Here is an 11,320-nt window from a genome sequence, read left to right on the forward strand (position 1 = left end):
CTGCTCGCCCTCTACACCGACGGCCTGGTGGAGACCCGGTACGACGCCATCGACATCGGACTCCACGCCCTCTGCCGCACGCTGGAGAACGCGACCGGCTCCCTTCAGCAGACCTGCGACAGTCTCCTCGACACGGTCGACCGCACGTCGGCGGACGATGTCGCGCTGCTGCTGGCGCGGTTCGGCGGGGCGTAGTTCCGCACACGGAAGCCGGGCACGCCAACCGATGGCGTGCCCGGCGCAGTTGGTCAGGAGCGGGCGGTGTCCGCGCCCTTCAGGCCGAAGATGTCGACGGCGTGGTAGTAGGTCCAGGCCGTGGAGTCGCAGGAGGTCTTGGTGGCACCGGAGTAGTTGTTGCAGACGCGCTTGAGGTCCTCGTAGAAGGCGGAGTCGATACGGGACTTGTTCGCGGAGAAGGTGCCGGCGGCCTTGTAGTTGCGGTAGCCGAAGTCGTGGCGGGCGCACGCGGTCTGGAAGGGGAAGCCGAAGGGGTTGTCGGGGGAGGAGCTGCAGTAGTCCGTCGACCAGTCGAAGCCGTAGGCGGCCCAGGCGCCCTGGTTGCCCCGCGCGGAGACCCAGGCGTTGTAGCTGGCGGCGCTGGTCTGGGTCCAGGAGCTGAGCACCTGCGGCTTGTCGGCGGGCGCCGCCGAGGCGTCACCGGCGAGTGCCAGCACCGCGGGGAGTGCCAGAGCGGCACCGGCGGCGGCGAGCGAGACGGCGTGGGGACGGCGCATGGAAGACCTCCGAGTGTGGGGCCCAGCAAGCCTCGCGGGGTTCGTGAGGCGGGGTCAGCTTGGACCACCACTCGGTGACCTGAACAGTCCATGTCAAAAAATTTCTCGCGCGAATTCAACAAACTGTCAGCTCGAACCGGCTTCAACTCGGCCAAACCGGCGCGTAAGTCAAGTGAGCGCCCCGACAACAAAGTTGACGCACCGTCATGTGCAGCTCGGCGTTGGCCTCCCCCTCACCCGGCCGTGGGCCGGCGACGGACCGCGGGGCAGCCGGGTCCCGGCCGCGTGGGGAGTGCGCCGTCCAGCTCGACGGAACCCGTCTCGGAATCGGGGCCGAGTTTGGGTAGCGTGGACGCCTGGACAGGCGAAACGGAAAAGAGGTGACCCGTGCGGATCTCCGTCTCCTCCGACATGGACGAACCGGTGGCCCGTCTGCTCGTGGCCGAACTGCGCGAGCGGGGTCACGAGGTGCGCGCGCACGGCGCGCTGCGGGCCGGGGCCGACCCTCAGTGGGCGGTGTGCTCCGAGGCCGCCGCGCGGGAGGTCGCCGAGGGCGCGGCCGAGCAGGCGGTCGTCTGTTGCTGGACCGGCACCGGCGCCTCGATCGCCGCGAACAAGGTGCCGGGGGTGCGCGCCGCGCTCTGCGCCGACGCCGCCACGGCGGAGGGCGCGCGCCGCTGGAACGACGCCAATGTCCTCGCCCTCAGCCTGCGCCTCACCTCGGAGCCGCTGCTGAAGGAGATCCTCGACGCCTGGTTCGCGGCCGCGCCCAGCCAGGACGAAGAGGACCGCCGCAACGTGGCCCACGTCGAAGCACTCGACGCGCGGCCACGCTGAGGCGGTCCCCGCAGGAAGGGTTCCGAGTCAGTGGGCGCCCAGACCGCCCCCGCCGAAGGAGCCGCTGGACCCCTTGCTCCAGCGCGGCCGGTCCTTGTTCTCACTTGTCCTGGTGTGCATGTTGTGGAGTTCGTACGGGGTGAGCGCGCGCCCGCCCTTGGGGGTCTGCGGGATCTCGTCGGGTTCCCGGTTCTCCTGTATCTCCCGAGTCACGCCCTCCGGGGGAAGGTGCGGCTGTTCCTCGGCGCTGGGGCGGAGTGGCTCCCTGTCCTTGATCCGGCTGTTGATCCAGAAGCCGCCCCCGAGCAGCGCCAGCACGCCGACGGCCACGACGAAGAGCACCAGGCTGATGAGCCCGCTCGGTGCCGCCAACTGTGTCATTGCGGTGTTCATAGCAGTGGAGTACCCCGTACAAACAGTACGAACCGGACACTTTGCGTGGCCCTTCGTAGCAACCGGTGTTCCACCGGCTTTTGGCGCCCACTAGGCCGTTGTCCACGCGTTTACGCCGCCGCACCACGGCTACCCGCCCCCTGTGACACCTCCGCCCCACCCTTCACGAGAGCAGCTCTACCAGTTCCTCGAGGACAGGTTCGCCTGCGCCCAGGCTTGCTCCGACTGCGCGCGGGCCTGCGCGGTGCGCGCCAGCCTCGTCGGCTCGTACGGCACCGCCGGGCAGGAGCGCGCCCGGCGCCTCGGGATCATGTGCGCCGAGGTGTGCGACACCACGTGCCGCGCGCTCTCCGAGGAGGGCCGCGCGGACGGTGAGGGCACCGAGGACGAGATCAAACTCCAGCTCGAATGGTGCCGCTCGCTCTGTGTCGAGGCGGCCGAGGCGTTCGACGGCCAGCCCGGCGCCGAGAACGCCGCCAACGCCTGCCGCACCTGCGCCCAGGCGTGCACGGACTTCATGGCGGCCCTCGCCGCCTGACCCTGTCCGGGCGCGGGAGGCACGGCGTAGCCTGCGGGCATGGACGAGGCGCGCGCACGCGATCCGGGCCTGTTCACCCCTGCCTCGGTGACCTGGCAGGTCCACGGCGACCCGATGATGTGGATCGCCGGCATCCGCGCGCTCTACCTCCAGGCCCTGCATCCGCGCGCGGTGCGCGGTGTCCTGCAGAACTCCGACTTCCGCCGTGACGCCTGGGGCAGGCTGCGGCGCACCGCGGACTTCGTCGGCGTCACCACCTACGGCACCACCGAGGACGCCGAGCGCGCCGGGGAGCGCGTGCGCAGGATCCACAGCATGCTGACCGCGACCGACCCGGACACAGGTGAGCGCTACGGGGTCGGCGAGCCGGAGCTGCTGCTCTGGGTGCACTGCGCCGAGATCGGGTCCTACCTCCATGTCCTGCGCCGCTCCGGCTTCCCGCTCACCGGCCCCCAGGCCGACCGTTACCTCGCCGAGCACCGGGCGAGCGCCCGCCTGGTCGGCCTCGACCCGGCCCGGGTCCCCGCCGACCGGGCCGCACTCGACGCCTACTTCGAGAAGGTCCGCCCCGAGCTGGCCGCCGGAGCCGAGGCCCGCGAGGTCGACGACTTCCTGCGCCGCCCGCCGGTCCACCCCCTCCTCGTCCCGGCCCGCGCCCTCCTCTGGCGCCACGTCGCCGGCCTCGCCTACGCCTCCCTCCCCACCTGGGCCCACGCCCTCTACGGCCGCCCCGCGCCCCAGCCCGCCACGGTCACCCGCCACCTGCGCACCACGGGCACCCTCCTGCGCGCGATCCCCGGCTCACTGCGCCGCCGGACCCCACCCCGCCACCTGCTGCACGCGGTCGCCGGCCTGGGCCCCTCCGCCCGCCCCGACCCGGCGCGCGTGCCGCACTGAGGCCATGATCGTCTTTTGCCGAGGCCCGACAAAAGCAAGGGAGTTCGCGGGATCTGCTGTACCGGTATCGCCGCTAGGTCGGCAGCTGCCTCTTCCGTCACGGCTACCTCTGGGGACAGCCGCCAGCGGCGCACCCCGGTGACACCCGTGCACCGGTGCGCTCCCGCCCTTCCGGGAGCGCATCGGCGCGCTCGCCAACCCCCCTACTCAGGAGCAGAGTTGCCCCCCACAGCCCCCATCGCACCCACCGCCACCTCCTTGTTCCGCCGCACCACCCTCCCCGCCGCCCTCCTGCTGCCCGCCGCCCTGCTCACCGGATGCTCCCTCGTCGACAGCGGCGGAAGCTGTGACGGCTCGGGCGCCGCGCGCAAGGACCTCGCCGCCCAGAAGGTGCTGTCCTCGCCGCCCGCCGGTGCCGCCGACCCCGCCAACTACCGTGGCGCGGGCGTCTCCACGGGCTGCGACGACGACAGCGCGGGCCCGGCCTGGCTGCACGCCGACCGCGTCTACGCCTTCCCCGGCACCCGCCAGGCCGTCATCGACCACTACACCCGCACCGCCGCTGCCCAGGGCTGGCAGAGCGGACCCGCCCCGCAGGCCGGCGCCGCCTGCTGGACCCGGACCGACGACGGACGCCACCTGGTGCTCGACGTCGACTTCCAGCTCGGCTCCTGGTCCCCCGTCCCCGACCCCGGCAAGGGCATCGGCTACGAGGTCACGGTCGGCTCGTACGCCGACGGCAGCGCGGCGGGAGTGAACTGCACGGACTAGTCCTCTACCCGGCGAAGATCAACCGTGCTACCAAGAACCATGCCTGCACACGAGGGAACCCGGACGTACGACGCCGTCATCGTCGGCGGGGGACACAACGGCCTGGTCGCGGCCGCCTATCTCGCCCGCGCCGGGCGCTCGGTCCTGCTGCTGGAGCGGCTCGGGCACACCGGGGGCGCTGCGGTGTCCAGCCGGCCGTTCGCCGGGGTGGACGCCCGGCTGTCGCGGTACTCGTACCTCGTCAGCCTGTTGCCGGACAAGATCGTCCGGGAGCTCGGGCTGGACTTCCGGGTGCGGGGGCGGACCATCTCCTCGTACACCCCCGTCGAGCGCGGCGGCCGGGCCACCGGGCTGCTCGTCGGGGGCGGCGAGGAGCGCACCCGGCGGGCCTTCGCCGAACTGACCGGCGACGAGCGCGAGTTCACCGCATGGCAGCGTTTCTACGGCATGACCGGCGAAGTCGCCCGGCGGGTATTCCCGACCCTCACCGAACCGCTGCCCACCCGCGCCGCACTGCGCGCCCGCGTCGGTGACGAGGACGCCTGGCGGGCCCTGTTCGAGGAGCCGCTCGGGGTCACCGTCGAGGAGAACTTCCGCGACGACCTGGTCCGGGGTGTCGTCCTCACCGACGCGCTGATCGGCACCTTCGCCGACGCCCATGATCCCTCCCTCGCCCAGAACCGCTGCTTCCTCTACCACGTCATCGGCGGCGGCACCGGCGCCTGGGACGTGCCCGTCGGCGGCATGGGCGCCCTCACCGACGCCCTCGCGGACGCGGCCCGCGCGGCCGGAGCCGAGATCGTCACCGGGCACGAGGCGGTCCGCATCGACACCGACGGCCGCACCGCCGAGGTCACCTACCGCACCGCCGACGGCGAGGGCGTCGCCGCCGCCCGGCACGTCCTGGTCAACGCCTCCCCGCGCGAACTCGCCGCCCTCACCGGCGACCCGGCGCCCGAGCCCGCCGAAGGCGCCCAGCTCAAGGTGAACATGCTGCTCAAGCGGCTGCCCCGGCTCAAGGACGGCTCCGTGGACCCGCGCGAGGCGTTCGCCGGGACCTTCCACATCGCCGAGGGCTACCAGCAGCTCGCCACCGCCCACGCCCAGGCGGCCGCCGGTGAACTCCCCGCCGCCCCGCCCTCGGAGATCTACTGCCACTCCCTGACCGACCCCACCATCCTCGGCCCCGACCTCGCCGAGCGCGGCTACCAGACCCTCACCCTCTTCGGCCTGCACACCCCCGCCCGCCTTTTCACCCACGACAACGACGCCGTACGCGAGGAACTGCTGAAGTCCACCCTGGCCCAGCTCGACGCCCACCTCGCCGAACCTCTCGCGGACTGCCTGGCCACCGACGCCGACGGCCGCCCCTGCATCGAGGCGAAGACCCCGCTCGACCTCGACCGCGACCTCGGCCTGCCCGGCGGCAACATCTTCCACCGCCCCCTCACCTGGCCCTACGGCGAGGAGGACACCGGCCGCTGGGGCGTGGAGACCCGGCACGCCAACGTCCTGCTGTGCGGCGCGGGCGCGGTGCGCGGCGGCGGGGTCAGCGGGGTGCCCGGACACAACGCGGCGATGGCCGTACTGGGGGAGTGACACCGGCCGCCGAAGATCTTGACCTCGCCGGGCGGCCGGCCCGAGGATCGGCTCTCATGACACAGGGACACGGCAGCACCGTCGACGGGGTGCTGCGCCGCAGCGCCGCCGCACCCCGGCACGCGTGGCGCTGAAGTACGGCGACCGCACCTGGACCTACGCCGAACTGGACGACGCCGTCTCCCGCGCCGCCGCCTGGCTGCTGGCCCGGGGCCTGGACAAGGGCGACCGGGTCGCCGCCTACGGCCACAACTCCGACGCCTACCTCATCGCCTTCCTCGGCTGTGCCCGCGCGGGCCTCGTCCACGTCCCGGTCAACCAGAACCTCACCGGCGCCGACCTCGCCTACCTGCTCGACCAGTCCGGCAGCGCCCTCACCCTCACCGACCCGGCCCTCGCCGGCCGGCTCCCGGCCGGCACCCGCGCCCTCCCGCTGCGCGACACCGAGGACTCCCTGCTCGCGGGGCTGGCCGCCACCGAGCCGTACGGCGGGCCAGAGCCGCGCACCGAGGACCTCGTCCAGCTGCTCTACACCTCCGGCACCACCGCGCTGCCCAAGGGCGCGATGATGACCCACCGGGCGCTGGTCCACGAGTACCTCAGCGCGATCACCGCGCTCGACCTGAGCGCCGGTGACCTGCCCGTGCACGCGCTGCCGCTCTACCACTCGGCACAGATGCACGTCTTCCTGCTGCCGTACCTGGCGGTCGGCGCGACCAACACGGTCCTCGACGCCCCCGACGGCGACCGCCTGCTCGACCTGATCGAAGGGGGCCGCTGCGACAGCCTGTTCGCGCCGCCCACCGTGTGGATCGCGCTCGCGGGCCGCCCCGACTTCGCCGACCGCGACCTCGGCGGCCTGCGCAAGGCGTACTACGGGGCCTCGATCATGCCGGTGCCCGTTCTCGAGAAGCTGCGCGAACGGCTGCCCGGCCTCGCCTTCTACAACTGCTTCGGGCAGAGCGAGATCGGCCCGCTCGCCACCGTGCTCGCCCCCAGCGAGCACAAGGGGCGCCTGGACTCCTGCGGCCGCACCGTGCTGTTCGTGGACGCCCGCGTGGTCGACGAGGAGGGCGCGGAGGTGCCCGACGGCACCCCCGGCGAGATCGTCTACCGCTCGCCCCAGCTCTGCGAGGGCTACTGGGACAAGCCCGAGGAGACCGCCGACGCCTTCCGCGACGGCTGGTTCCACTCCGGCGACCTCGCGGTACGCGACGCCGACGGCTACTTCACGATCGTCGACCGGGTGAAGGACGTCATCAACTCCGGCGGGGTGCTGGTCGCCTCCCGCCAGGTCGAGGACGCCCTCTACACCCACGACGCGGTCGCCGAGGCCGCCGTGATCGGACTGCCCGACGAGCGCTGGATCGAGGCCGTCACCGCCGTCGTCGTGACCCGCGGCGAGGTCACCGAGGACGCGCTGATCGCCCACGTCCGCGAGCAGCTCCCGGCTTTCAAGGCCCCCAAGCGCGTGCACTTCCTGGACGGCCTCCCGCGCAACGCCAGCGGCAAGATCCTGAAGAGGGAGCTGCGCGACCGACTCGGCTAGCGGGGGCGGAGGTCCACGATGCGGCGGATCTTGCCCACCGAGCGCTCCAGCGACTCCGGCTCCACGATCTCCACGGACACCGACACCCCGATGCCGTCCTTCGCCCCCGCCGCGATCGACCGGGCCGCCGCCTCCCGCGCCTCCGGCGTGGCACCCGGACGCGCCTCCGCCCGTACGGTGAGTGCGTCCATGCGTCCCTCCCGCGTCAGCCGGAGCTGGAAGTGGGGCGCCACACCGGGGGTGCGCAGGACGATCTCCTCGATCTGGGTGGGAAACAGATTGACCCCGCGCAGGATCACCATGTCGTCGCTGCGCCCGGTGATCTTCTCCATCCGCCGGAACACCCGCGCCGTCCCCGGCAGCAGCCGGGTCAGGTCCCGCGTCCGGTAGCGGACGATCGGCATCGCCTCCTTGGTGAGCGAGGTGAACACCAGCTCGCCCCGCTCGCCCTCCGGCAGCACCTCACCGGTGATCGGGTCCACGACCTCCGGGTAGAAGTGGTCCTCCCACACATGCAGACCGTCCTTGGTCTCCACGCACTCCTGCGCCACGCCCGGACCGATCACCTCCGAGAGACCGTAGATGTCCACGGCGTCGATGGCGAACCGCTCCTCGATCTCCCGCCGCATGCTCTCCGTCCACGGCTCCGCCCCGAACACCCCCACCCGCAGTGAGGTGGAGCGCGGGTCCACGCCCTGCCGCTCGAACTCGTCCAGCAGCGTCAGCATGTACGAGGGGGTGACCATGATGACGCCGGGCCCGAGATCCTGGATCAGCCGCACCTGCCGGGACGTCATGCCCCCGGACGCGGGCACCACCGTGCACCCCAGCCGCTCGGCGCCATAGTGCGCGCCCAGTCCTCCGGTGAACAGTCCATAGCCGTATGCCACATGGACGACGTCACCGGGCCGACCGCCCGCCGCCCGGATCGAGCGGGCCACCATGTCCGCCCACACCGAAAGGTCGTTGTCGGTGTAGCCCACCACCGTGGGCAGCCCCGTCGTCCCACTGGACGCGTGCAGCCGCCGCACCCGCTCGCGGGGCACCGCGAACATGCCGTACGGGTAGTTCGCCCGCAGGTCCGCCTTGGTGGTGAAGGGGAAGTGCGCGAGGTCCGCCAGCGAGCGGCAGTCCTCCGGGAGGACCCCCGCCTTGTCGAAGGACTCCCGGTAGAACGGCACATGGGCGTAGGCGTGCCGCAGCGAGGCGCGCAGCCGCTCCAGCTGGAGTGCCCGCAGTTCCTCGGGCCCCAGCCGCTCGCCCGCGTCCAGCAGGTCCCTCTCATCCGCCATCGGGGCATCCCTTCGCACACGACACACATCACGACACGCAATACGGACGACCGATCATTCGGTCGATCCTGCCGAGGCCAGTAATTCAGGCCGTCGGGCCCCGGGCAAGAGGCGGGCCGGGATTTTTCCGTGTGCGGCCCGGCACCCGCGTACACCCACCCGCCACAAGGTCCCCCTCACGTGGCCTGTGCGGCGTCCTGGCCGGTCGCTAGGCTGAGCCGCGGACGACGTAATGGGAGGAGCACGGACGTGGCCGAGAGCACCATCCAGCAGCAGTCGCTCATGGGCTGGGACAAGCCGGACCTGGATCTCAGCGGGGCCGAGTGGCAGTCCAGCAGCGGGGGTCGGGGCGATGTCCAGATCGCCTTCGTCGAGGGCTTCATCGCCATGCGCAACAGCCGGCGCCCCGAGAGCCCCTCCCTGATCTTCACCCCCGCCGAATGGGGCGCCTTCGTCCTGGGGGCCCGCGAGGGCGAGTTCGACCTCACCTGACGCGACCGTGCGGACCCGGCCGGAGCCGACCGGGGGTGTTCCGGCCGCGATTGCCCAACACGCGCCCCGCGCCGCCGCCACCCGAGCGCCGCCTGAGCGAGGCTGGCCCCGACAAGAGGCCCGCCCCGGCACGGGGAGGCCGCGTCCGGGAGGTGAGGAACGATGAGCGCTGTGCCGGTCATCGCCGCGGTCGACGGTTCCGAGGACGGCCTGCGCGCCCTCGACTGGGCCCTGGAGGCCGCCCGCCGCCGCGTCGCACCGCTGCGCGTGGTGCATGTCCGCCAGTACGCGGCCTGGGGCCAGGCCGACGTCCTCGTCGCCGGTCCGCCCGACGACAGCGGCGACCCCGTGCTGGACGAGGTCCGCGACCGGCTCGCCGGCCTGCCCGACCTGCCCACCGTGGAGTACGTCGCCGTCGAGGGCGTACCCGGCGCGGTCCTGCCCGAACTGGGCGCCGACGCCCAGTTGCTGGTCCTCGGCTCACGCGGCCGGGGCGGCTTCGCCAGCCTGCTGCTCGGCTCCAACTCCGTCGCCGCCGCCCGCGACACGCCGTGCCCGGTGGTCGTCGTCCCCCGCCCCGGCCGCGAGGTGCACGCGGAGCCCCCGGCCGAACCCGGACGCCGGGTGGTCGTCGGGCTCCATGTCGACAGCCCCGACGACGGCGTCCTCGGCTTCGCCTTCGCCGAGGCGTCGCTGCTCGGCGCGCGCCTGAAGGTGATCGCCGCCTACCCGTGGCCCGTACAGACCTGGTCCGCCCCCGGCCAGCTCGTGCCGCCGCCCATCGACCAGGTCGCCGTGGAGAGCGAGACCCGCGTCCTCGCCGAGGGCTTCCTCGACCCGCTGCGCGCCCAGTACCCCGGTGTCGACGCGGAGGCCGAGGCGCTGCCGGGCGACGCCGCCGGACACCTGGTCGCCCTCTCGGCCGGCGCCGATCTGGTCGTCGTCGGCCGCCACCGGCGCCGGCTGCTCGCGCCCGCCCGCATGCTCGGCTCGGTCACCCAGGCCGTCCTGCTGCACGCGGCGAGCCCCGTCGCCGTCGTGCCCTCAAGCCCCGTCGAGGAATGAGCCCGCACGGGGGCATGCCGGGAGGGCTCCCGCACGCCGCCGGGCCCCCTCGGGCACGTACCATTGGCGGCATGTCGTTCCTCCGCCGCCGCAGCGCCACTCCCGCCGGACCAGACTTCGACGTGCTGGCCATGGACCCCGGCGACTGGCCCGGCAACCTCGGCGCGGGCCTGCTGCCCGCCCCCGACGGAAGCTGCCAGGGCGTCTTCCTGCGCTACGACCTGTTCGGCGGCCGTGGCCCCGCCATGATCATCGGCAACCTCCCCGAGGGCTCCCCGGCCCGCGAGACCGCCGAGGGCGAGATCCCCTTCGAGGTCGCCCAGCTCCTGCTCGCGCTGGACAACGAGGAGGAGGTCACCGTCGTCGGCTCCGAGGACACCCCCGTCCTCCAGGGCGACAACCTGCTGATCGTCCGCCGCCTCAAGCTCTCCGAGGGCCGGATCTCCTGCGTGCAGTTCGACCGCAGCGACGGCGTCCTGGTGACCATCGCCGCCTGGGACCGCCCCATCACCGACGACCTGTACGCCCTGCTGAAGCCGCTCCCGGCGGAGCTGTTCCAGCAGGGCTGAGGCCGCCCGGTCCCTGTCGGCCTAGCGGCGGGCGGCCGCCAGGTCCACGTCCGCCGCGCGGACGAATCCGACCCGGTGGCCGTACTGGATCTCGTAGTACAGGTCCTTGCCGGTGATCACCCGGTGCGAGTCCTCGGTGAAGGTGACCGCGTAGTAGTACTCGCCCGGCACCCGGTCACCGACGACGTACTTCTGCCCGGCGGGGATCGTGTACGGCAACGGCACCACCGACTGCGCCGGGACGCCCGCCGGGTACGCCTCCTTCTCCGGGTAGGCGCGGCCGTACACCGGGACGCTCGCCAGACCCGCCTTCGGGGTGATCGTGACCCCGGACGCGGGGACCGCGGTGGCCTCGCGGTGCGGGTTCAGGAACCACGCCTTCTGCCCCAGGTACCAGATCGCCGTCCAGTCGCCCCAGCGGTCCGCGACCACGTACTGCTGGCCGGTGGAGACGCGCGAGGACAGGTCGTTGACGCCGTCGGTCGGTGCGGTGCCCAGGCCGATGTCCTTGATCAGCGGCGCGTTCACATCGTGGTCGGAGTAGAGCCGCACCTCGCCGGAACCGTGTGCCGGGCACGGGACGC

The 11,320-nt window shown here is 72.7% G+C and carries 12 protein-coding genes and 2 pseudogenes; 10 read left to right on the top strand and 4 right to left on the bottom strand.

Annotated features, from left to right (window positions below; genetic code table 11):
- Positions 1-195: SpoIIE family protein phosphatase (locus GT030_RS09845; protein ID WP_161200770.1), on the top strand; the 195-nt coding region annotated here is incomplete at its 5' end.
- Between the two features lie 53 nt (positions 196-248).
- Here the strand turns inward: GT030_RS09845 and GT030_RS09850 are convergent.
- Positions 249-734, bottom strand: coding sequence for a phospholipase (locus GT030_RS09850; protein ID WP_161200771.1), 486 nt, complete (start codon positions 732-734; stop codon positions 249-251).
- Positions 735-1,121: 387 nt separating this feature from the next.
- Between GT030_RS09850 and GT030_RS09855 the strand changes: the two genes are divergently transcribed.
- Positions 1,122-1,571: an RpiB/LacA/LacB family sugar-phosphate isomerase gene (locus tag GT030_RS09855; RefSeq protein ID WP_086693859.1), complete on the top strand. Its 450-nt coding sequence runs from the start codon at positions 1,122-1,124 to the stop codon at positions 1,569-1,571.
- A 27-nt stretch (positions 1,572-1,598) separates the two neighbouring features.
- On the opposite strand, the gene GT030_RS09860 is transcribed toward GT030_RS09855, so the two are convergent.
- Positions 1,599-1,964: a DUF6479 family protein gene (locus GT030_RS09860; protein ID WP_202459914.1), complete on the bottom strand. Its 366-nt coding sequence runs from the start codon at positions 1,962-1,964 to the stop codon at positions 1,599-1,601.
- A 142-nt stretch (positions 1,965-2,106) separates the two neighbouring features.
- Here GT030_RS09860 and GT030_RS09865 point away from each other — a divergent pair, with 142 nt between their 5' ends.
- The 5 genes and pseudogenes from GT030_RS09865 to GT030_RS09885 all read left to right on the top strand — a co-directional run bounded on the left by GT030_RS09865 (position 2,107) and on the right by GT030_RS09885 (position 7,318).
- Positions 2,107-2,502: a ferredoxin gene (locus GT030_RS09865; protein WP_135794311.1), complete on the top strand. Its 396-nt coding sequence runs from the start codon at positions 2,107-2,109 to the stop codon at positions 2,500-2,502.
- Positions 2,503-2,541: 39 nt separating this feature from the next.
- Positions 2,542-3,399: an oxygenase MpaB family protein gene (locus tag GT030_RS09870; RefSeq protein WP_161200772.1), complete on the top strand. Its 858-nt coding sequence runs from the start codon at positions 2,542-2,544 to the stop codon at positions 3,397-3,399.
- A gap of 219 nt (positions 3,400-3,618) precedes the next feature.
- Positions 3,619-4,170 (top strand): hypothetical protein, encoded by a 552-nt coding sequence (locus GT030_RS09875; protein ID WP_237522300.1) that lies wholly within the window; start codon positions 3,619-3,621, stop codon positions 4,168-4,170.
- Positions 4,171-4,209: 39 nt separating this feature from the next.
- Positions 4,210-5,769 carry an NAD(P)/FAD-dependent oxidoreductase gene (locus GT030_RS09880; RefSeq protein ID WP_161200773.1) on the top strand — a complete coding sequence of 520 codons (1,560 nt, stop codon included), beginning with the start codon at positions 4,210-4,212 and terminating at the stop codon, positions 5,767-5,769.
- Between the two features lie 56 nt (positions 5,770-5,825).
- A pseudogene (locus GT030_RS09885) lies at positions 5,826-7,318 on the top strand (acyl-CoA synthetase).
- On the opposite strand, the gene paaK reads toward GT030_RS09885, so the two are convergent.
- Positions 7,315-8,610 carry a phenylacetate--CoA ligase PaaK gene (paaK, locus tag GT030_RS09890; RefSeq protein ID WP_161200774.1) on the bottom strand — a complete coding sequence of 432 codons (1,296 nt, stop codon included), beginning with the start codon at positions 8,608-8,610 and terminating at the stop codon, positions 7,315-7,317. The pseudogene GT030_RS09885 and the gene paaK sit on opposite strands and share 4 nt — an antisense overlap.
- 249 nt (positions 8,611-8,859) lie before the next feature.
- Here paaK and GT030_RS09895 point away from each other — a divergent pair, with 249 nt between their 5' ends.
- The 3 genes from GT030_RS09895 to GT030_RS09905 all read left to right on the top strand — a co-directional run bounded on the left by GT030_RS09895 (position 8,860) and on the right by GT030_RS09905 (position 10,736).
- Positions 8,860-9,102 (top strand): DUF397 domain-containing protein, encoded by a 243-nt coding sequence (locus GT030_RS09895; RefSeq protein WP_161200775.1) that lies wholly within the window; start codon positions 8,860-8,862, stop codon positions 9,100-9,102.
- A 162-nt stretch (positions 9,103-9,264) separates the two neighbouring features.
- Entirely contained in the window at positions 9,265-10,167 is a 903-nt protein-coding gene (locus GT030_RS09900; RefSeq protein ID WP_161200776.1) for a universal stress protein, read from the top strand.
- 71 nt (positions 10,168-10,238) lie between these two features.
- The gene (locus GT030_RS09905; RefSeq protein ID WP_086695114.1) at positions 10,239-10,736 is read left to right on the top strand and encodes a hypothetical protein; all 498 of its coding nucleotides are present in this window, start codon (positions 10,239-10,241) and stop codon (positions 10,734-10,736) included.
- A 21-nt stretch (positions 10,737-10,757) separates the two neighbouring features.
- On the opposite strand, the pseudogene GT030_RS09910 reads toward GT030_RS09905, so the two are convergent.
- Positions 10,758-11,320, bottom strand: a pseudogene (locus GT030_RS09910) (N-acetylmuramoyl-L-alanine amidase); the annotation flags it as partial.

Origin of the sequence: Streptomyces sp. SID1328 (assembly GCF_009865595.1) — a bacterium.
Lineage (GTDB): Bacteria > Actinomycetota > Actinomycetes > Streptomycetales > Streptomycetaceae > Streptomyces > Streptomyces griseoluteus.